Source organism: Halorubrum aethiopicum (genome assembly GCF_001542905.1).
In the GTDB taxonomy this organism is placed as follows: Archaea; Halobacteriota; Halobacteria; order Halobacteriales; family Haloferacaceae; genus Halorubrum; species Halorubrum aethiopicum.
This window is the reverse complement of record NZ_LOAJ01000001.1, coordinates 829699-850797: the sequence shown is the minus strand read 5'-3', so window position 1 is coordinate 850797 and position 21099 is coordinate 829699. Positions and strand designations below refer to the sequence as shown.

Annotated in this window: 16 protein-coding genes, 1 tRNA gene and 1 pseudogene; 7 read left to right on the top strand and 11 right to left on the bottom strand. The window is 69.7% G+C overall.

All coding sequences use genetic code 11. The annotated features are described in order from the left end of the window. Positions 1 to 30: 30 nt before the first annotated feature. The 7 genes from AXA68_RS04065 to AXA68_RS04035 form a co-directional block, all read right to left on the bottom strand. Complete coding sequence (locus tag AXA68_RS04065; protein ID WP_066413166.1) at positions 31 to 2085, bottom strand: DEAD/DEAH box helicase; 2055 nt, start codon at positions 2083 to 2085, stop codon at positions 31 to 33. A gap of 159 nt (positions 2086 to 2244) precedes the next feature. Beyond that, positions 2245 to 2775 (bottom strand): 50S ribosomal protein L16, encoded by a 531-nt coding sequence (locus AXA68_RS04060; RefSeq protein WP_066413164.1) that lies wholly within the window; start codon positions 2773 to 2775, stop codon positions 2245 to 2247. A 188-nt stretch (positions 2776 to 2963) separates the two neighbouring features. Then, entirely contained in the window at positions 2964 to 3737 is a 774-nt protein-coding gene (gene nucS / locus AXA68_RS04055; protein ID WP_066413162.1) for an endonuclease NucS, read from the bottom strand. Between the two features lie 552 nt (positions 3738 to 4289). Beyond that, a complete protein-coding gene (locus AXA68_RS04050) occupies positions 4290 to 5579 on the bottom strand; it encodes an adenosylhomocysteinase (protein WP_066413158.1) in 1290 nt (429 codons plus the stop codon). A 92-nt stretch (positions 5580 to 5671) separates the two neighbouring features. After that, entirely contained in the window at positions 5672 to 7165 is a 1494-nt protein-coding gene (locus AXA68_RS04045; protein ID WP_066413156.1) for a DNA primase, read from the bottom strand. 274 nt (positions 7166 to 7439) lie between these two features. Next, entirely contained in the window at positions 7440 to 7886 is a 447-nt protein-coding gene (locus AXA68_RS04040) for a hypothetical protein (RefSeq protein WP_066413154.1), read from the bottom strand. Between the two features lie 82 nt (positions 7887 to 7968). Then, on the bottom strand, positions 7969 to 8994 hold the full coding sequence (locus AXA68_RS04035) for a C-terminal binding protein (protein ID WP_066413152.1): 1026 nt from the start codon (positions 8992 to 8994) through the stop codon (positions 7969 to 7971). Between the two features lie 578 nt (positions 8995 to 9572). Here AXA68_RS04035 and AXA68_RS04030 point away from each other — a divergent pair. The 6 genes and pseudogenes from AXA68_RS04030 to AXA68_RS04005 all read left to right on the top strand — a co-directional run bounded on the left by AXA68_RS04030 (position 9573) and on the right by AXA68_RS04005 (position 13899). Next, a complete protein-coding gene (locus tag AXA68_RS04030) occupies positions 9573 to 9773 on the top strand; it encodes a hypothetical protein (protein WP_066413149.1) in 201 nt (66 codons plus the stop codon). A 197-nt stretch (positions 9774 to 9970) separates the two neighbouring features. Beyond that, complete coding sequence (locus AXA68_RS04025) at positions 9971 to 11626, top strand: CTP synthase (RefSeq protein WP_066413146.1); 1656 nt, start codon at positions 9971 to 9973, stop codon at positions 11624 to 11626. After that, positions 11627 to 12544 (top strand): glutamine-hydrolyzing GMP synthase, encoded by a 918-nt coding sequence (gene guaA / locus AXA68_RS04020; RefSeq protein ID WP_066413144.1) that lies wholly within the window; start codon positions 11627 to 11629, stop codon positions 12542 to 12544. Continuing rightward, a pseudogene (locus tag AXA68_RS04015) lies at positions 12544 to 12876 on the top strand (DUF7126 family protein); the annotation flags it as partial. The gene guaA and the pseudogene AXA68_RS04015, both read left to right, overlap by 1 nt. Before the next feature lie 218 nt (positions 12877 to 13094). Further along, on the top strand, positions 13095 to 13766 hold the full coding sequence (locus tag AXA68_RS04010) for a DUF7119 family protein (protein ID WP_066413139.1): 672 nt from the start codon (positions 13095 to 13097) through the stop codon (positions 13764 to 13766). Between the two features lie 59 nt (positions 13767 to 13825). Then, positions 13826 to 13899 (top strand) — tRNA-Lys (locus AXA68_RS04005). 642 nt (positions 13900 to 14541) lie between these two features. On the opposite strand, the gene thsA is transcribed toward AXA68_RS04005, so the two are convergent. From thsA to rio1, 4 genes are all read right to left on the bottom strand, one after another. Next, a complete protein-coding gene (gene thsA, locus AXA68_RS04000; protein WP_066418350.1) occupies positions 14542 to 16194 on the bottom strand; it encodes a thermosome subunit alpha in 1653 nt (550 codons plus the stop codon). Positions 16195 to 16412: 218 nt separating this feature from the next. Then, positions 16413 to 16955, bottom strand: coding sequence for a KH domain-containing protein (locus tag AXA68_RS03995; RefSeq protein WP_066413137.1), 543 nt, complete (start codon positions 16953 to 16955; stop codon positions 16413 to 16415). A gap of 116 nt (positions 16956 to 17071) precedes the next feature. Then, positions 17072 to 17842, bottom strand: a complete 771-nt coding sequence (locus AXA68_RS03990) for a hypothetical protein (RefSeq protein WP_066413135.1) — start codon at positions 17840 to 17842, stop codon at positions 17072 to 17074. A 60-nt stretch (positions 17843 to 17902) separates the two neighbouring features. After that, positions 17903 to 18871, bottom strand: a complete 969-nt coding sequence (gene rio1 / locus AXA68_RS03985) for a serine/threonine-protein kinase Rio1 (RefSeq protein ID WP_066413127.1) — start codon at positions 18869 to 18871, stop codon at positions 17903 to 17905. A gap of 123 nt (positions 18872 to 18994) precedes the next feature. On the opposite strand from rio1, the gene AXA68_RS03980 reads away from it, so the two are divergent. Then, positions 18995 to 21040, top strand: a complete 2046-nt coding sequence (locus AXA68_RS03980) for a DUF460 domain-containing protein (RefSeq protein ID WP_066413124.1) — start codon at positions 18995 to 18997, stop codon at positions 21038 to 21040. Positions 21041 to 21099 lie beyond the last annotated feature (59 nt).

The window sequence follows — 21099 nt, the reverse complement described above, 5'->3', positions numbered from 1 at the left end:
GTCGTGTTCGGCTCGCTCGTCGCGGGCGACTCACTCCTCGTCGTCGTACAGTTCGAGGTCGGCGACGAGGTCGTAGGGATCGGTCCCCTTCCGGACCGCGTCGAGGATCCGGAACGCCTCGTCCGGCGCGAGGAAGTGCCGACAGATCGCCCGGCCGAGCGGGGTCGGCGAGAAGCCGTCGATGAACTCCCACTCTAAGAGCTTCCCGACCGCGTGTTTCGTCGGCACGTCGCCGATCATCCGGTCGTTGAGCCGCTTGGCCTTCCTGCCCGCGACGACGACGTTCGCGAGCGTCTCCTCGACGGCGGCCGTCTCGTCGTAGTGGGTCGCCACGTCCTCCATCTCGCCTTTGAGCAGAGTAAAGGCGACCTCGTCCTCGGTCCGGTCCATCGAGTTGTGGTAGACGGCGTCCGGCTCGACGAGGAGGTACACCCGACCGCGGTCGTGGTAATCGGGCCGCCCCGCGCGCCCGAGCATCTGGGAGAACTCCTGGACCGAGAGCCACTCGATCCCCATCGCGAGCGTGTCGAAGATCACCTGCGAGGCGGGGAAGTCGACCCCGGCCGCGAGCGCCGCGGTGGTGACGACCGCCGACAGCTCCTGGTTCCCGAACATGCGCTCGACCTTCTTGCGGCGGCCGTAGTCGAGCCCGGCGTGGTACGGCGCGGAGTCGTACCGCAGCTTCCGGCTGATCTCGTGACAGCGCCGCCGGGAGTTCGTGAAGATGATCGTCTGCCCGCGGTATCCCTTCGAGGACTTCGTGTCGAACTCGCGTTTCACCAGCTTGTCGGCGATGTCGGCCTTCTCGCGGCCGTCCGCGAAGGTGACGTGGCGCTCGATCGGCACGGGTCGCTCCTCGAACTCGATCAGCGTCGCCCGCAGCCGCTCGGCGAGCCACTCGGGGTTGCCGACGGTCGCGGAGAGGTAGACGAACTGGGTGCCGTCGTACCCCTCGTGACGCTCCATGCGGTCCTCGCTGTAGTACTTGAGCCGGGAGATCAGCCCGTCGAGCCGGTGGCCGCGCTCGCCCTCCTTCAGGGTGTGGACCTCGTCGATGACGACGGTCCCCACGTCGCCGAGGTCCTTCCCGGTCCGGAGCGCGTGGTCGATCCCCTCGTAGGTGCCGACGATCACGTCGGCGTTCGGGTCGAAGCGGTTGCCGTCGTCGGCGATCCGCGAGGATCCGACGCGGATCGAGACGTCCAGCACGTCGCCGTAGCGGTCCTCGAAGTCCTCGTGTTTCTGATTGGCGAGCGCGACGAGCGGGACCAAAAAGAGGAGCTTCCCGTCGCCCTTCAGCGCCCGGTCGATCCCGGCCAGCTCGCCGACGAGCGTCTTGCCCGTCGCGGTCGCGCTCACGACGAGCTGGTCGTCGCCGTCGAGGAGCCCGTTCCGCACGGAGAGGCTCTGGACGGGCAACAGCTCCTCGAAGCGACCCTGAACGTGGTCGGCCAGTGCCGGATGGAGGTCGAGCTCGTCGGTCCGCACCGGCGAGACGTCCTCGACGGTCGCGGACACCTCGTCGTACTTCGTGAGGTCGGGGTCAAGCCCGCCCTGAAGCAGGTTGACGATCCGGTCGAGGTCCTTCGAGTCGTACAGCAGCTCCTCGAGCCGCTCCTCCGCCGCGCCGGTGAACTCGCCTTTGTACGACAGCTCACGCTCGAGTTCCCGGCGGGCGCAGTCCCGACAGATGTGCTCGCCGTTGTGTTCGATCGCGGTGTCTTCCGTGATCGGGCCGTAGCGGCCGTCGTTCGCACAGCGCCGGCAGGTCCGAACCGTCATCGCCTCCAGCTGGTAGCCGTCGAGCATCTCGCGGAGCCGCTCGCGGCGCTCGGGGGAGGTCTGCTCCGAGATCCGGATGCGGGAGGCCGCGCGGGCGAGGTCGACGAACTCGTCGGGGGAGCGGGGGTGGTCCTCGCCGTCCCGGAGGACGCGGAACTTTCCGGGACGCGGGCCCGCGGACGTCTCCTTCAGCTCCAGGCGACCGCGAAGCACCCGGCTGCCGTCCCGGTTCGCGACCACGGTGTAGTCGCTCCGCGCCTCGTGGAGGAACAGCGTCTCGACCTCGGCCAACTGCTTTGACACTGCCGACGGGTAGGCGCGGCGGGTATTTCAGCGGTTCGTCTCGGCGGCCGCCGCTCAGGGGCGGAGTCGAGGCGGGACGGACGCGGAGAAGGGAGGAACCGAACGGACTCGCGGGGAACGGAGGTGTCGAAACGGGGGTGTCGACGCCGGGCGCGTCGTCTACGCGACGAGCAGCTCCTCGCCGCGCTCGACCGTGATCCGGCACGGCGGCGAGAGCTTGTTGTACGCGCGGCGGAACGCCTCCTTCACGGCGGGGGCCTGGTCGACGTCGCAGTAGGCCGTGAAGACCACGTCGTCCTTGTTCAGTCGCGCGGCGGTGCCGACGGGCTTGCCGAACGCCTGGCGCATCCCGTCGGAGACGCGGTCCGCGCCCGCGCCGGTCGCCTGCTTGTTCTCGCGGATGACCTGGTGGGGGAACTTCCGGAGCGTCATCTTGTAGGTGCCCTCGCCGAGCTCCTTGATCAGGTGGCGGTTCGCCGACAGGCGCGCGCTCTCGAGCGAGCCGTGGCGGATCTGGAGCTCCTCCTCGACGCGGAGGCTGATCTCGACGGGGTAGTCCTCGGGCTCCGAGGAGAGGTCGCCCATGTTGTGCTGGGCGATCTTCGAGCCGGGGATGCCCGTGATGTACTCGCGTCGGGTGTAGGACGGTTTGTCTATCGTCCGGTACATAGAGGCGGGTTTGTCGGACATGGTTACTTGTCCGATGTAGCCCCCGCTGCGTCGATAAAGCCTTCGATACCGTGGCGGAGCCGGCGGGGAGTCGCGTGCGTGAGGGCTCGGAGTCGTCCTCATCGAGGTCGTTCTCGCCGGAGCCGACCGGGGGCGTCCGCATCGAAGCCGACCGAGGGCGTCCGCATCGGAGCCGACCGAGGGCGTCCTCACCGCTCCGGCGTCGGCTCGAGCGCGACGTGCTCGAACCCGCGGTCCGCGAGCCGCTCCGCGGCCCGGTCGGTGACCGAGGGCGCGACGAGCACGCCGCGGACTTCGGGTTCGGCGGCGTCGGCATCGGCATCGGCATCGGCGTCGAGGGAGTCCCCGTCGACCCCCAACTCCTCGCGGAGCGCCCGCACGTACCGGGCGAGCTGCCCGACCGCGTCGGGGCCGACCCGCCGGCGTTTCAGCTCCACGACGACCGGATTTCCGTCGGCGTCGACGCCGAACACGTCCATCGGGCCGGCGCTGGAGGGGCGCTCCGTCTCCCGCGGTTCGAAGCCCGCCTCGATCAGGTCCGGGCGTTCGAGGATCCGGGTGCGGAGGTCCTCCTCGCTGCCGTGGAGATCGAGGTCCCGGCCGCCGGTGACCGGCATCGCCGACAGTTGGTGGACATCGGAGAAGCGAACGGTGAGGGTCTCGGCGGGGTTGGTTCGGGTGGAGACCACGCGGAGCCGTCCCTCCCGGACCGCGGCGCGGTGTTCGGAGCCCGGCGGCTGCCAGTTGACCGGCTGGCGGCCCTCGTCGGTGTGGACCAGGGCGGCCCCGTCGGGTTTCAAGAGGAGGAGCCGGTCGCCGGCAGCGAGGTCGGAGGCGGCGCGGCCCTCGTAGGAGACCGTACAGCGGCCGAAGAGGCTCACCAGGTCGCCGCGCTCGAAGGCGTTTTCGAGCTCCCAGAGCGCCTCGCGGTGGCTCGGGTCGTGGAGGCTCGTGACTGTCACTACGAGGTGTACGGGATCGTGGCTCAAAAAGGGCGCGAGGACGACGTGGATCCCGGCGAGAGTGTTTGTGAAGCGAGATCCGGATGAGAATCCGAAGGGATGGTCGTTAGAGACGGGACCGCCAAAGCCCCAGTCGCTCGGCCATAAGTCGTTGCTGGCGCGGTGAACACGGCCAAAGCCCCAGCCGTGAGGACCTCCGAAAGACGTTCCTGCTCGCTTCGCTGCGCAGGCTGCGACTTTCGTGGTCCCGCTCGCTCACGCTCGCGGGACTCGCACGACTCGCTGTGCTCCTCACTCGGTCGCTGCTCTCCCTCGTTGCGGTGCTTGCGTCGTCATGCTTCGCCCTCACGGCTGCCCCTTTGAGTCCCACCCCGCACAGCACCGCACCTCACGCCTCCCCAGCCTCGTCAGTCGCCTCCGCTTCGCTCCGGCGACTGACTCCCTCGCGGGCTCCTCACGGCCGCCCGTGGCGGCCGCTCGGAGGCGCGCCACCGCGTCTATCTTATAAAACGCCACGCACGGTAACATCGCCCAAAGCGTCCGAGAGACGGCTTACGTCCCGTGCTCCCAGCTCCCCATGTACTCGCGCTGCTCCGCGGAGAGCGAGTCGTGGTCGACGCCCTCCGCCGCGAGCTTGATCTCGGCGACCTCGCGGTCGAGGTCGTCGGGGACGTCGTGGACGCCGGCCTCGTAGTCGTCGGCGTTTTCGGCGAGTTCGCGGACGACCACGGCCTGAACGCCGAAGCTCTGGTCCATGACCTCGACCGGGTGGCCCAGGGCGATGGGGGCGGCGAGGTTGACGAGCCGCCCCTCGGCGAGCACGTTGAGCACGCGGCCGTCGGGAAGCTCGTACCCCTCGACGCCGTCGCGGGCCTCGAAGCGGTCGACCGCGAGGTCGTCGAGCTCCTCGAGGTTGATCTCCACGTCGAAGTGGCCGGCGTTCGCCAGCAGGACGCCGTCGTTCATGACCTCGAAGTGCTCGCGGGTGATCACGTCGCGGTTGCCGGTGGTCGTGACGAACACGTCGCCCGTCTTCGCGGCCTCCGCCATCGGCATCACGTCGTACCCCTCCATGTGTGCCTCCAGCGCCTTGCGCGGGTCGACCTCGCAGACGATCACGTTGGCGTTCTGACCGGCGGCCTTCTTCGCGACGCCCTTGCCGCAGTAGCCGAACCCGCCGACGACGACGTCCTTGCCGGCAAACGAGAGGTTCGTCGTCATCGCGATGGTCGCGAGCGAGGACTCGCCGGTGCCGTGGACGTTGTCGAAGAGCCGCTTCATCGGCGTGTCGTTCACGGCGAAGACGGGGTAGTGGAGCTCGCCGTCGTCGTCCATCGCGCGCAGGCGGTGGACCCCGGTCGTCGTCTCCTCCGCGCCGCCGAGGATGGAGTCGATCAGGTCGGGGTACTCCTCGTGGACGAGCTTCACCATGTCCATCCCGTCGTCGACGGTGATGGTGGGCTCGTGGGCGAGACACGCGTGCATCGCGTCGTAGTACCCCTCGTCGTCGACGCCGCGGACCGCGTAGGAGGTGATCGCCTCGTGGTCGTTCAGCGCCGCGGAGACGTCGTCGTGCGTCGACAGCGGGTTACAGCCGGTGATGGCGACCTCCGCGCCGCCGTCGGCAAGCAGCTCGACGAGGTTCGCCGTCTTCGCCTCGACGTGCATCGCCATCGCGACCGTCTCGCCCTCCAGGGGACGCTCCGTCTCGAACTCCTCGCGGAGCGCGTTCAGGATCGGCATGTGCTGGAGCGCCCAGTCCATCTTGCGACGCCCCTCCTCGCGGGCCGTCTCGGGGTCCGAAAGGTGCTCCGTGACCGGCGGATACGTCTGCTCGCTCATGAGATTCGCTTCGCTCACCGCACACTAAACGATGCCGACACCGGGTCGCGGTCGAGAAAAGTGATCGCCTTCGGTCGCCGATCGATCCTCAACTACGGCTGGTTCCCGTTCCCGTTGCCGGGAGCGTTCCCCGGTCCGTTGCCGTTTCCGGGGTCGGCGTCGTCCTCGTTCTCCTCGGTGTCGTCCTCTTCACCGTCGTCTGCGTCGTCTTCCGACTCGTCGTCCTCTTCCTCGGTTTCATCGTCGTCCGCATCGTCCTCTTCGGTCTCGTCGTCTTCCGACTCGTCGTCCTCCTCGTCCTCTTCGGCATCGTCCTCTTCGTCCTCTTCGGCGTCGTCTTCCTCGGTCTCGTCGTCTTCCGACTCGTCATCGTCCGCGTCCTCTTCGGATTCCTCCCCCGACTCGTCGTCGTCCGCGTCGTCATCGGGACCGGCGTGTGCCGGCGGACCGCGCTCTCCGTCCTCGTCCCCGCCGGCGTGGTCCGGCGCGTTGCCGGGGGCGTCGCTCTCGTTTCCGTCGTCATCGTCCGCCTCGTCCGGGTCCTCGGGGCCGCCCGCGTGGTCGGGCGCGTTGCCGGGGTTGTTCTCCGTCACGAAGTCGGAGACTGCGCCGCCGATGCCGCCGTCACGGTCCTCGAGGTTCGAGATGAACTCGCGGACCAGCTGGCCGAACGGCCGCTCGTCGGCCTCGTCGTCGGCGGTCAGGTCCACGGTCGTCGTGGCCGTCTCGTTCTCGAACGTCGCGGTCACCTCGACGGTGACGTTCTCCTCGGGAGCGGGCAGCTCCACCGTCCCGTTCTCGTCGGTGGTGTAGTTCCCGTCGCCGACGTAGGTCGCGTTGGTGTCGTCCTCGGTTTCGTTCGTCGCGTTCTCCTCGTCCACGGTCGTGACGTTCACGGAGGCGTTCTCGACCGCCGTGTCGTTCTCGGTCACCGTGACGACCGGCTCGTCGTCGGTTTCGCTCACGTCGATCTCGAGCCCGTCCGGCGCGTCGAGGTCGACGGTCGTCGAGACCGTCTCGTTCTCGAACGTCGCGGTCACGTTCACCGTGACGTCCTCCTCGGCGGCGGGTAGCTCGACCGTCCCGTTCGCGTCGGTCGAGTAGTTCCCCTCGCCGACGTAGGTGGCGTTCTCCCCGTCCACGGCCGTGACGTTCACCGAGGCGTTCTCGACCGCCGTGTCGTCGTCGGTCACCGTCACCAGCGGCTCCGCGTCGGAGTCGTCGACCTCCACCTCGAGCCCGTCGGGCGCGTCGAGGTGAGCGAGCGTCGACCCGGTCGCGTTGCCGTCGGTGGCGGTCACCTCGATCCCCACGTCCTCCTCGGGAGCGGGGAGCGAGACCGTCCCGTTCTCGTCGGTCGCGTACTCACCCGTCCCCGCGTACGAGGCGTTCGCCTCGTCGTCCGCGACGCTCACGATCACCGTCGCGTTCTCGACCGCGGTGTCGTTCTCGGTCACCGTGACCGTCGGTTCGCCGTCGACGTCCTCGACCGTCACGCCGAGGGACTCCTCGGCGGCCGCGACGCCGGTCACCGCGCCGACCGCGACGACCGCGATCAACAGCAGACCTATCGTGCGTTGGCTCATGTCCGGTCGGGTCGTGACGCTGACTTCCCTTAAGCGGGGAACTCCGTTAAGCCCGATTAACCCGGATTGTAGTCGGGTTAACCCGGCTCTCTGAGGCGTTCGCGGATCGAGGGCGATCGCGGGCGGTTCGAGCGGAGCGTCGGGAGGATCTCCCCCCGATCGCGGCTCGTCCGCGACTCGCCCGCGACTTGCCCGCGATTCGTCCGCGGTCTGGCTCGGCTCGCCCGCGGTCCGGCTCGGCTCGACCCGTCCGGTCGGACGGGCGTGGCCGCGGTCACGCGTCCGCGGCGGTCGCCGGGCGTCGGGACCGGCCCAGCGCCAGTCCCGCGAACGCCACGACCGCCAGCTGGACGCCGACGCTGACGGTCGATCCGGCGACCCTGACCGCCGTGATCGCCCGCTGCTCGGGGCCGAGCCAGAGGAGTACCCCGGCGGTCACGACGAGGTACGCGACCGCGGCGACGCCCCCGGTCGCGAGCACGAGCGTCCCGTCGCCGCGGTCGCCCTCTCTCCCCCGGCCGACCCAGTAGGCGACGCCGAGGAGCAGCCCGTAGACGAGCACGAACGAGACGAACCGACTGCCGGCGATGTAGATGGAGAGGGCGGAGGGAGACGGGATCTCGAGAGACAGTTCGATCAGGATCGGGGGGAGCCGGCGTGCCACGCCGATCGCGGCCGCGACGACGGCCGCGACCGCAGGGGGGAGGAGGGCTCGATTCATGCGCCGATCCCGATCCGGTGGCGTGTTGAACGTTGCGGTCGGGCGGGTCTCGGAGGATCCGGCTACGTCCCGGGGTCGGGTGTCAGTACGCGTCCGGGCTCCCGTACGTCTCGGGGTCGACTCGGTACGCCGGCTCCGCGCCGCGGAGGTATCGCCGGACCTCCTCGGCCGCCTTGCGCCGCACCTCGCGTTTCGACTCCTCGGAGTACCACGCGATGTGCGGGGTGACGACGACGTCGTCGCGGCCGACCAGCCGGTCGTCCGCCGGCGGCTCGGCCGGGAGGACGTCCAGCCCGGCGCTCCGGACCGTCCCGTCCTCCAAGGCGTCGACGAGCGCGTCCGCGTCGACGACCTCGCCGCGTGCCGTGTTCACGAGGATCGTTCCCGGCTCGGCGTCGTCGCGCTCGCGCATCGTGTCGAAGGCGTCCGCGTCGAACATCCCCCGCGTCTCCGGCGTCAGCGGGGTGTGGACGGATATCACGTCGCTCTCGCGGAGGAGGTCCTCGAAGCCCGCGGGTTCGGCACCGAGGTCCCGGATCGCCGCGTCGGGCACGTACGGGTCGTGGACGACGACGCTTCCGAACTGCGGGGCCGCCTTCCGCACCGTTCGGCTCCCGATCCGCCCGCAGCCGACGACGCCGACGGTCAGTTCCTCGGGTCGCGAGAGCGGCGCGCTGACCTGCCAGTCCCAGCCGCCGGCCGCGGTGTCGGCGCTCGCGGCGGGGATCCCGCGGACGAGCGACGCACAGAGCCCGATCGCGTGCGCGGACACCTCGTCGGTCCCGTAGTCCGGGACGTTCGAGACGGCCACGCCGTTGGCGTCGGCCGCCGCGAGGTCGACGTTGTCGACGCCGACGCCGGCGCGGACGACCGCCCGGAGGCGAGAACAGCCTTCGAGGACCGCGGCGGTCATCGGCGTTCCCGCGTCGATGACTATCGCGTCCGGGTCGGCCTCGATCACCGCCTCCGGCGAGCGGAGGGGGTCCTGCGTCAGGACGACCTCGTCGCCGAAGACCTCGCGCTCGGTCGCGAGGCTGGTGAGTTTCGTGTCGCTGATCACGACTCGGGGTCGGTCGTCGTCCCCGGTTGACGGAGTTGTCTCGGTCATCGTCTCCACGGATCCGCCGACGGGCCATAATACCTCGACTCGAAGCCGACGAGGATGTCGACTCGTACACGAGAAACGGGGCGGTGGCGCGCCTCCGAGTGCCCCGGGGGGGTACGAGGAGCCCGCGAGGGATGCCACGAGCGAAGCGAGTGGCGAGGCTGGGGAGGCGTGAGGTGCGGGGCGGTACGGTTGGGTGGGACTCAAAGGGGCAGTCGCGATTCCCGCGAGCGTAAGCGAGCGGGAAGTCGAGAGACGGAGTCTCTCGGAAGGACGAAGCCCGGCGGCGTAAGCACCGCAGCGAAGGAGCGGGAGCGACTGAGCGAGGAGCACAACGAGCCGTGCGAGTCCTCGCGACTGGGGCTTTGGAGATGCTCACCGCGCCGGCAACGACGTAGACCCGAACGGCTGGGGTTTTGAAACCGTTCGCCGCATTCCGATATTACACCCCGTACAGTCGGACGATCGGCGCGTCGGCGGTGCTCACATCCGGAAAACGAGAGCGAATCGAGTCGGATCCTTCCCGATCGATCCCCGCCAACAGCGTTATTCCCGCCGAACGCCTACGGTTTCCACACACAGTGTCCACTCATCACACCTCCACCGACGACGCGGACCCGCGCCCGAAGGCGGTGCTGTTCTGCCCCGACTGCGGCCACGAGAGCGGCCTCCCCGGCGACTGGATCGTCGACGAGGGTCCCGGACGGACCACCCACACGTGTCCGGCCTGTGACGCGACGGTCGAGGAGCGCCGCCGACCGGAGCCGCTGCTCGCGCCCTGATCGGCGGCAGCCGGGGACGGCCGTCGACGACAGGCGATAGCACGGCCACGCCTCCCTCTCTTCGCGATCCCGCGTGCGAACCGTTCTCGTTCGACGAACGATCGCTTCGATCCCGATCCTCACGGACGACCGTGTGCTTTCGTTCGGGTTCGGAACCCCTCCGAAACGGTTTTGCCGGGCCCTGACGGACGGTCGATATGCCAACGGATCCTGACACGGGATACGACCCGTCGCTGGGTCGGAAGTTCGTGTTCGTCACGGGCGGGGTCATGTCCGGGCTGGGCAAGGGAATCACCGCCGCCAGCACCGGCCGACTCCTCTCGAACGCCGGCTTCGACGTGACCGCGGTGAAGGTGGACCCCTACCTCAACGTCGACGCCGGGACGATGAACCCGTACGAACACGGCGAGGTGTACGTCCTCAAGGACGGCGGCGAGGTCGACCTGGACCTGGGCAACTACGAGCGCTTCCTCGGGACCGACATGACGTTCGACCACAACGTCACCACGGGGAAGACCTACCAGCACGTCATCGAGCGCGAGCGCGCCGGCGACTACCTCGGCAAGACCGTCCAGATCATTCCCCACGTCACCGACGACATCAAGCGGCGCATCCGCGAGGCCGCCGAGGGGAGCGACGTCTGTCTGATCGAGATCGGCGGGACCGTCGGCGACATCGAGTCGATGCCGTTCCTCGAGGCGCTCCGGCAGTTCGCCCACGAGGAGGACGACGAGGACATCCTCTTCGCCCACGTCACCCTGGTTCCCTACTCGAAGAACGGCGAGCAGAAGACGAAGCCGACCCAGCATTCGGTGAAGGAGCTGCGCTCCATCGGGCTCCAGCCGGACGTGCTCGTCGGGCGCTGTGAGGACCGGCTGGATCCGGAGACGAAAGAGAAGATCGCCCTGTTCTGTGACGTGCCCACGGACGCCGTCTTCTCGAACCCCGACGTCGAGGACATCTACCACGTCCCGCTGGTGGTGGAAGACGAGGGGTTAGACGAGTACGTGATGGAGCGGCTCGGGATCGCCGACGAGGCGCTCCCGAAGGCCGAGCGCTCGACGGAGTGGCGCGACCTCGTCACGCGCGACCGCGAGGACGAGATCGACGTGGCGCTCGTCGGCAAGTACGCGCTGGAGGACGCGTACATGTCGATCCACGAGGCGCTGAAACACGCCGGGATCCAGACGGAGACGGAGGTGAACGTGCTGTGGGTCGACGCCGACGAGACGCGCGAGGAACACGAAAAGCGACTCGCGAGCGCGGACGCGGTCGTCGTCCCCGGCGGGTTCGGCTCCCGCGGCACCGACGGGAAGGTGGCGGCGATCCGGTACGCCCGCGAGAACGACGTCCCCTTCCTCGGGCTCTGTCTCGGCTTCCAGATGGCCGTCGTCGAGCACGCGCGCAACGTGCTCGGGCTCGAGGACGCCCACTCCGCGGAGATCGACGCCGACACGCCCCACCCGGTCATCGATCTCCTCCCCGAGCAGTACGAGACGGAGGAGATGGGCGGGACGATGCGGCTCGGCGCACACGAGACCGACATCGAGCCGGACACGCTGGCGGCGCGGGTGTACGGCGCGGACTCCTGTACCGAGCGGCACCGCCACCGTTACGAGGTGAACCCCGAGTACATCGACCAGCTGGAGACCGACGGGCTCGTCTTCTCCGGGCGCGCGGACAACCGGATGGAGATCCTCGAACGCGCCGATCACCCGTTCTTCTTCGGGACGCAGGCGCACCCCGAGTTCCGGTCGCGGCCGGACCGGGCGAGCCCGCCGTTCGTCGCCCTCGTCGAGGCGGCGCTCGGATCGACGGACACAACCGAGCGGAACGCGGACGTGAGGCTATAGATGGTCGAGACGGACGCGTTCATCGAGGAGGCGGTGGCGGAGATCCGCGAGGCGGTCGGCGACGCGAACGCCGTGATCGCCTTATCGGGCGGGGTCGACTCCTCGGTCGCGGCGACGCTGGCGTACGAGGCGATCGGCGACCGGCTCACCCCGGTGTACGTCGACACGGGACTGATGCGGAAGGGGGAGACGGACGAGATCCGCGAGACGTTCTCCTTCATGGAGTCGCTGCGGGTGATCGAGGCGCAAGAGCGCTTCTTCGACCGGCTGGAGGGCGTCACCGACCCCGAGGAGAAACGCCACGTCATCGGCGAGGGGTTCATCGACGAGTTCGAGACGGTCGCCCGCGACGTCGACGCCGACTACCTCGTCCAGGGGACGATCTACCCCGACCGCATCGAGTCCGAGGGGAACATCAAGTCCCACCACAACGTGGGCGGGCTCCCCGAGGTCGTCGACTTCGAGGGGATCGTCGAGCCGGTGCGCGACCTCTACAAGGACGAGGTCCGCGAGGTCGCCCGCGCGCTCGACCTCGAGGAGATCATCTCCGAGCGGATGCCGTTTCCCGGCCCCGGACTCGCCGTCCGGGTCGTCGGCGAGGTCACCCCCGAGAAGGCCGAGGTCGCCCGCGAGGCGTGTCACGTCGTCGAGGAGGAGCTCGAGGAGTACGACCCCTGGCAGGCGTTCGGGGCCGTGATCGGGAAGGCGACCGGCGTGAAAGGCGACAACCGGGTCCACGGCTGGGTGGTCGCCGTGCGCTCGGTCGAGAGCCGCGACGGGATGACCGCCCGCGCCCAGGAGATCGACTGGAGCACGCTCCAGCGCATCCAGAGCCGGATCACGGGCGAGAACGAGAACGTCGCCCGTGTCGTCTACGACGTGACCCACAAGCCGCCGGCGACCATCGAGTACGAGTGATGGCGGGGAACGCGCGGACTGCGGTCGTCGCGGGACCCGACGAGCACGGCGTCGGTGAGGAGTTGACGGCGCTCGACGCGACGGTGTCGCGGGTTGAGGGGGTCGTCTCGGCGGACGCCCTGAAGACGGCGGGGATCACGGAGGCCGACTACCTCGTGTTGACCGACGCCGACGAGGCGACCGGCATCCCGGTCGCGAAGGAGCTGAACCCGTCGGTGACGGTCGTGACGTACGCGGACCGCTCGCTGCCGGAGTTCGTCGCCGGCGTCGCCGACCTCGCGGTCGACCCGGCGCTCGTGACCGCGACGCTCCTCGCCGAGGAGCTGGTCGCTGGCGGGCCGGCCGGCGGCGGGGAGGGGGACGCCGCGGGCGACGAGGACGCGGCCGACGACGAGACGTCCGACGGCGAAACGACCGACGACGCGACCGCCGCCCCGACGGGCGACGACGCGGCCGATCCCGGCGAGTAGATCCGGGTCCTCGTCTCCGCGTCGGCTGCGATACCTGCCACGGTGCCGACCCCTTATGTGCTGGGGCCCGAAGGGGGCGTATGGACGAGCAGTCACGCGCCGACCGCCGGTCACCGGTCGGCGAACCCGTCGTTCGCTCGGACCCGGCGGTCACCGGCGAGCGCGCGGCCGAGGCGGTGGGGTTCGACCCCGACGATCCCGAGAGCGTCGCCGAGGCCGCGGAGACGGTCCGCCGCTTCGCGTCGGGCGACGTCGGCGACGACGACCACGTGTTGATGCTCCGCGGGGCCGCCGCCTGCGCGGCGTTGGTCCGCGGCGTCGGCTCCTACAAGGAGGCCGCGGCCCGCGCCGGCGACGGGGTCACCGTCGCGTTCATTCGCAAGTGGGCGCGGGTTCACGACCTCCCGCAGGCGATCCGTCGGCAGGTCGCCCGCGGGCACGTCACGCCGAGCGCGGCCAAACACGTCGCGCGCCTCGGCGGGACCGACCGGTACCTCCTCGCGTGGGCCGCCATCGACGGCGACATGACCGTCCGGGAGGTCCGATCCGTGGCCTCGGCCGTCAACGACGGCGACGAGGTGGACGACGCGGTCCGCGAGGTCGGCGTCGATCTCGGCCGGATCGGCCTCGACCTCCCGACCGAGACGTACGTCGAACTCCGCCGGCGGGCGGCGATGCGGAACGTCGAGCCGGGCGCGATCGTCGCGACCGCGCTCGAGGACCACTTCACGTCGTCGCCGGGCGAGGAGTGACCCCGCGTCCCCTACCGTTTCTAAACGTTTATCCGTGGTCTGGCCGTAGCGAGTGACGCGGGCCGGTAGCTCAGTTAGGGAGAGCGTCCGGCTTTTAACCGGACGGTCGGGGGTTCGAATCCCTCCCGGCCCGCTGTTCCGTCGCGAGCAACGTCGCGAGCGGCGGTACCGTGATGAGAGAGGGATTCGAACGTTTTCCTACTGAAACGGTCGTTAGATTTTGAGTGCTTATAGAACGGGTGTTACAAGTGGTCTTACTCTGATAGAAACGCGATCGTTGCTGGCGTGGTGAACACCGCCAAAGCCCCAGCCGGCTCCGGTCGAGGGCCTCGCTGTGCTCCTCGCTCACTTCGTTCGCTGCGGTGTCGCCGGCGGCGGAGCCGCCGGCTGCCCGTGGCGCGTAGCGCCACGCTGCTTGCGTCGGCCGTCTTCCCGGAGCCGGCTGCCCCTTTGAGTCCCACCCAACCGTACCGCCCCGCTCCTCACGCCTCCCCAGCCTCGCTGCTCCTTTCAGTCGCCGCGTCCCTCGCGATCGGGTTCGTGCCCTTCGGGCACTCACCGGCGCGCCACCGCCCCGGCGATCGATCGCTCCTTCGCCTGTAGCGAACGGATCGGACATCGAACCCTAAGAGACGGGCTACGCTACGGCGTCAGTGGTCGCATAAAAGCGCGTTCGTGGACGGCCCGTTCGGGCCGGCCATGGGTGGTTAGGTCAGACGGTTGGCAGTCGGTGCGACGGTCGGGGTGGCTGGGTGGATGTGGTCGTTCCCGAACTTCACATCGCGCCGCCCATGCCGCCCATGCCGCCCATGCCGCCGCCCATGCCGCCGGGCGCGCCGCCGGGGCCGCCCTCGTCGCCGTCGTCGTCGGTGCCGCCGCCCTTGAGGTCGCCGGCAGCGATGACGTCGTCGATGCGGAGGATCATGACGGCCGCCTCGGTGGCGGACTCGATGGCCTGGGTCTTGACGCGGAGCGGCTCCACGACGCCCTCGGCCTCCATGTCGATCACGTCGCCCGTGTAGGCGTCGAGACCGGCACCGAACTCGCCGCCGTCGTGGCGGGAGCGGAGGTCGACGAGCGAGTCGATGGGGTCGAGACCCGCGTTCTCGGCGAGGGTGCGCGGGATGACCTCCAGCGCGTCGGCGAACGCCTCGACGGCGAGCTGCTCGCGGCCGCCGACGGAGTCGGCGAAGTCGCGGAGCTGGAGAGCGAGCTCGGCCTCGGGCGCGCCGCCGCCGGGCAGAACCTGCCCGTCGACGAGCGTCGTGCGGACGACGCCGAGCGAGTCGTCGATGGCGCGCTCGATCTCGTCGACCACGTGCTCGGTGCCGCCGCGCAGGATGAGCGTGACGGACTTGGCCTCCTCGACGTCCTCGACGAAGATGCGCTCGTCGCCGCCGACGTCCTTCTGGGCGACGGAGCCGGCGAAGCCGAGGTCGTCGGACTCGATGTCCTCGAGGTTCGAGACGACGCGGCCGCCCGTCGCGCGGGCGAGCCGCTTGAGGTCGTCGGACTTCGCGCGGCGGACCGCGAGGATGCCCTCCTGTGCGAGGTAGTGCTGGGCCATGTCGTCGATGCCGTCGCCGACGAAGACGACGTCGGCGTCGATGTCGACGAGGTGGTCGACCATCTCACGGAGCTGCTGCTCCTCCTGGTCGAGGAACTGCTGGAGCTGGTCGGGGTCGGTGACGTTGACCTCGGCGTCGATCTCCGTCTCCTTCACCTCGATGGCGCCGTCGAACAGCGCGACGTTGGCGTCCTCGACCGCGTAGGGCATGTTCTCGTCGACGCGCTCCTTGTCGACGATGACGCCCTCGACGAGCTCGGACTGGTCCACGGAGCTGCCGACGACCTTCTCGACGGAGACGTTCTCCGTGTCGATGCCGTCCTCGTCTTTGACCGCGAGCACGGCGTCGACGACGAGCTCGGCGAGCAGGTCCTTGGAGTTCTCCGCGCCCTTGCCGGTCATCGCCGTCTGGGCGATCTCGACGAGGGTCTCGCGGTCGTCCTCGGTGACCTCGATGGCCTGCTCTTCGACGATCTCTTTGGCCTTCTCGGCGGCCTGGCGGTACCCCTGCGCGAGCGTGGTCGCGTGGATGTCCTGGTCGAGGAGCTCCTCGGCCTGGTCGAGGAGCTCGCCGGCGACGACGACGGCGGACGTGGTTCCGTCACCGACCTCGTCCTCCTGCGTCTCGGACACCTCGACGATCATGTTCGCCGCCGGGTGGTCGATGTCCATCTCCTTGAGGATGGTGACGCCGTCGTTCGTGACGACGACGGACCCGCCGGAGTCGACGAGCATCTTGTCCATCCCCTTCGGACCGAGCGTGGTGCGGACGGACTCCGCGACCGCCTTCCCGGCCGTGATGTTCATGTTCTGGGCGTCCTTTCCGGAGGTTCGCTGCGACTCCTCGGAAAGTACGATCATCGGCTGGTTACCCATCCGCTGTCGCTGGGACATAATCAACCTCCGATTGTTTGTGATTCTATATAAATCCTTCGTTCGGATTGTGCGGAACCGCAACACGGAGGGGGTTAGCAGGGACGCATGTGGCTCGTTATCACGACCCTTTATATGGAACGATCGATCGAGGAATCCCGGGATCGGAGGCGGGCGAGCGGAACTCTCGCGTCCCGTGTGGAATCCTACCGCGGCGCGTTGAAGCTCACGTCGTCGTTCAGCTCGTTGGACTTGCGCTCGAGATACGAGTACACCGCGCCGTGGGGCGCGCCGTCGAGCAACATCCCCACCGCCCGCCGGACGACCTGAAGCTCCTCGGGGCCGCCGACGGCCCCGACCGTGGTGCCGTAGACGACGACGTTGGCGCCGGTCAGCTCCTCTATCAGCTCGCGGGTCCGGCCGTTCTCGCCGATGATCCGGCCCTTCTTGCGCTGGAGGTCGTTGTCGTTGCGGGTGTGCTCGGTCAAGTCGATCAGCTCCAGCGTCCGGAGGTCGTGATCGAGGATCGACAACGCGGTCTCGGGTTTGAACCCCCGCCCGATCGCCTTGATCACGTCCGGCGCGACCAGCGCGGCGACTGGGTCGTCCGTCTCCTCGATGGCGACGCTGCCGGACTCCGAGTCGATGTCGAGTCTGACGCCCGCCCGCTCTTCGATCTCCCGCATCGTCTCGCCCCCGGAACCGATGACGACGCCGATCCGGTCCTGCGGAACCGTCACGTGTTGCATACACCGAACTACCCGGCGGAGCCTTTTAAACGTGTTCCGCGAGCCGCGGTGTGTGTCCGGATACCGGGCGCGTGCGGCCGGCTACCGTGGATTCTCCGTCGTCCGACCGCGGACGCTCACGCCGACCACGACACCGAGCGGTCGACGACGCGGTACCCCTGCGCCGAGAGGACCGCCCCGACGTACCGCTCCGCGACCAGCGTCTGCGGGACCGACCGCAGGTCGAACCGGCGGTCCGTCGTCATCTCGATGTCGGCGATCGTCCCCGCGTCGCCCTCACGTATCGACACGTGGTAGGTGCCCCACGGCCGCCCGCCGGCCGTGGCGCTCACCTCGAGGGTTTCGACCGCGTCGTCGCCGGACGTGACCGCCCCGGTGTCGTCCGTGACCGCCCCGTCGGCGCCGATCCCCGGCGACCGCACCTCGACAGCCATCGAGATCGACCGCAGTCCGAACAGGTAGGAGAGCTCGTAGGTCGCGCGGGTCGCCGGGCCGTCGTCGGATCCTCGTCGCTCGCCGCTCTCGTCGCCGCCACCCGCGCCGTCCCGATCCTCGCCGTCCGGGTTGATCTCGTCCGCGATCGCCCACTGGAAGGCGAGGACCGGCGGGGTGGCGCTCCGGAACGCGGCGACGACCGCGGAGGGATCCGCGTCGGCGACCAGCCGCGTTCGCCCGCTCCGGGACACGAGCGGGATGCGGACGAGGGCGACGACGCCGACCGCGACCAGCACGGCCGGGAGGGAGTCGAGCGACAGGAACGCGGCGGCGGCGACGGCGACGACGAGGAGGGCGACGAGCCAGCTGACCGCGCGCTCGACGCGGTGGTATCTCCGGACGGCCGACGCGACTTCGGGAGGGATCTCCGCGGCATCGTTGCTGGAGGGCATGGAGGCTCGTCGACCGGGACGCAAATCAGTACTTCCCTTCGGACACTCGCTCGCCCGGACTCACTCCTCCGGATCGTCGGTCGGATCGGAACCCGGCTCCTCCCCCGGCTCGCCGCTCGGGTCGGGCTCCGGTTCGGTCACGTACGCGCGGAGGTCGTCGGGGTCGACGTCGATCCCCTGTCGCGTGAAGAAGGTCGCGACGTTCTCGCAGTCGCGCTCGAGGAACTCCTCGGCGTTCGGGTGGTGAACCGTCACCGCCTGTCCCAGGTCGATGACCACCAGCTCGCCGTCGTGGATGATCATGTTGTACTCCGAGAGGTCGCCGTGGATCAGCCCGGCGCGATACAGCCGGCGCATGTACTCGCGGACGACCTCGTAGGCCGTCTCGGGGTTCTCGACGTCGACCTCGCTCAGCCGCCGGGCGCGGTCCTCGGCGTGACCGACCAGCTCCATCACGAGCACGTTCCGCTGGACCGCGATCGGTTCGGGGACGCGAACGCCCGCCTTCCGGGCGCGTTTCAGGTTCGCGAACTCCTTGCGGGTCCACGCCAGCACGACCGCCTTCTTGTCGTTCGCGATGCCCTCGAAGCGCGGGTCGCCCTCGAGGTACTCGCGCATCTGCCGGAAGTTCGAGGAGTTGATCCGGTACACCTTCACCGCGACCTCGCGGTCGGGCGTGACGCCCGCCGGACCGCCGCCCGCGGCCGCGGATCCCGGCTCCGGCCGCTCGCCCGCCTTCCCGCCGAGCGCCTCGAAGACGCTCGCCTCCTTGCCGGTCGACACCGGCCCGCCGAAGGCGTCGACGTAGCCGTCCTGGACCAGCTTGTACACCGCCGCCAGCGTCGCGTCGTCGAAGACCGACTCCTGGAGTTTGAACTGCTCGGTGTCTTTGATCCGTTTGCGGAACTCGTCGAACTCGCGGTCCTGCCGCCGGGCGATCCGGTCGGCCTCCGTGTCCGAGACGTCCAGCTCCTCCCACTCGTCGCCGGGCTGGTCCTCGGGCTCGAGCAGCACGAACTCCTCGCTCATTCGTCCGGTCTTCGCCGGGGCGACGTATAAGCGGGCGGGTCGGACCCGGAGTCGACCCGGGGGGTCACGCAGGCGATCACCCGCGGCGTGGGGTATATACGGCCGAGCGGCCTATGTGTCTCCGTGACATCCCGGACCATCCGCGCCCGCGACCGGCCGGTGTTCGGCGTCGACGTGCAAAGCGGCGACGTTCGCGGCGACGACCCCTCCTACGCGCTCGTGATCCTGGACCCGGTCGACGACGACGACCCCGACGCCCCCGACGCGGAGGGGCCGCTCGCGCGGATCACCCGCGACGTGGTCTCGCTCCGGAAGCTCCGCCGGCTGATCGACGACCGCGAGCCGCTGTACGTCGCCACCGACAACGCCTACGAGCTGGCACCCGACAAGAACGCGCTCGTGGGGCTTCTGCGGTCGCTGCCGGACGGCACCCGGCTCGTTCAGGTGACCGGCGCGGAGCGGCCGGAACCGCTCTCGCGGGTCGCCTCCAGACACGGGATCCCGTACGGGAAGAAGCCGATGGCGGAGGCGGAAGCGGCCGCCCGGCTCGCGGCCGCCAACGTCGGCCACGAGGTGACCGCCTTCACCGACGAGACCACGGTGAAGGTCTCGCGCGGGCGCTCGACCGGGAAGGGCGGGTGGAGCCAGGACCGGTACACCCGCCGGATCCACGGCAACGTCCGGAAGCGGACGCGACAGGTCCAGTCGAAACTGGAGGAGGCGAACCTCGAGTTCGACCGGGAGGTGACGGAGAAGTACGGCGGCTACGCGAACGCCGTCTTCACCGTCGAGGCCCGCCCGGAGGAGATCCCCGTCTCGAACTCGCGGGCGGGCGACGTCCGCGTGGAGGTCGAGCGCGAGCGCCGCGACGGGATCGAGTACGAGCCGCTCGTGAAGCGCCGCGACCGCGTCATCGTCGGCATCGACCCCGGAACGACCACTGCGGCCGCGGTCGTCGGCCTCGACGGCACCGTCCACGCGCTCTACTCCTCGCGGACGGCCGACACGGCGGAGGTGACCGAGTGGGTGATCGAACAGGGGCGGCCGATCATCGTCGCCGCCGACGTGGAGCCGATGCCCGAGACCGTCGAGAAGTTCCGCCGCTCCTTCGACGCCGCCGGCTGGCGGCCCACGACCGACCTCCCGGTCGACGAGAAGCTCCACCGGACGCGGGAGGCGAGCTACGGGAACGACCACGAGCGCGACGCGCTGGCGGCCGCGCTGTACGCCTACGACGCCCACGCCGACCAGTTCGAGCGGATCACGGAGAAGACGCCCCCGCGGCTCGACCGCGAGGAGGTGATCGCGGGCGTCGTCGCCGGCGGCGCGTCGGTCGAGGCCGTTATCGAGGACCTCCGGGCGGACCGCGACGGCGACGGCGAGACGGACGGACCGGCGGCCGAGGAGGACCCCACGGAGCCGGAGCGAACCGAGGAGGAGGAGACGATCCGGCGGCTCCGTGACCGGGTCGACCGGCTGGAGTCACACGCCGAGTCGCTGGAGGCGGACCTCGCCGAGCGCGACGAGCGGATCGCGGAGCTGGAGGCCGAACTCGAGGAGGCGAAACGCGAGGAGCGGATCGAGGCGCGGAGCCGCCGGATCGTCTCGCGGCTCGAACGCGAGACCGACCGGCTGGAGCGGGAGCGCGACGAGGCCCGCGAGACGGTCGCGGAGCTGGAGGGGAAAGTGGAGACGCTGAAGGAGCTGTGGCGGCTCGACCACTCCAACTTCGAGGACGTCGCCGAGGGGCAGGGGCTCGTCAGCGTGAAGGTCGTCGAGCAGTTCACGCTCGACGCGATCGACGCGGCCGACGAGGCGTACGGGCTCGTCGCCGGCGACGTGGTGTACCTCCGGGACGCGTCGGGAGCCGGCCGGCGGACCGCGGAGCGGCTCGCCGAGACCGACCCGCGGGCGGTGATCCGCGACGGCAACCTCTCCGAGGTCGCGGACCGCGTGCTCTTCGATCACGGGATCCCGGTCGTTCCCGCGTCGGCCGTTCCCGTCCGCGAGGTCGACGAGCTCGCCGTCGCCGAGGAGGCGGCACTGGAGGCCGCCGTCGACGACTGGGAGTCGCGCGCCGAGCGTCGCCGACGCGACGAGCGGGCCGAGCGGCTCGACCGGATCATCTCCGAACACCGGGCGGGAACGAGACTCGAGACGGAGGAGTGATCGTCGGGGCGGACGGGCCGTTTCCAGAAGTCATATGCCGAGCGGCCGCGGTATCGTAG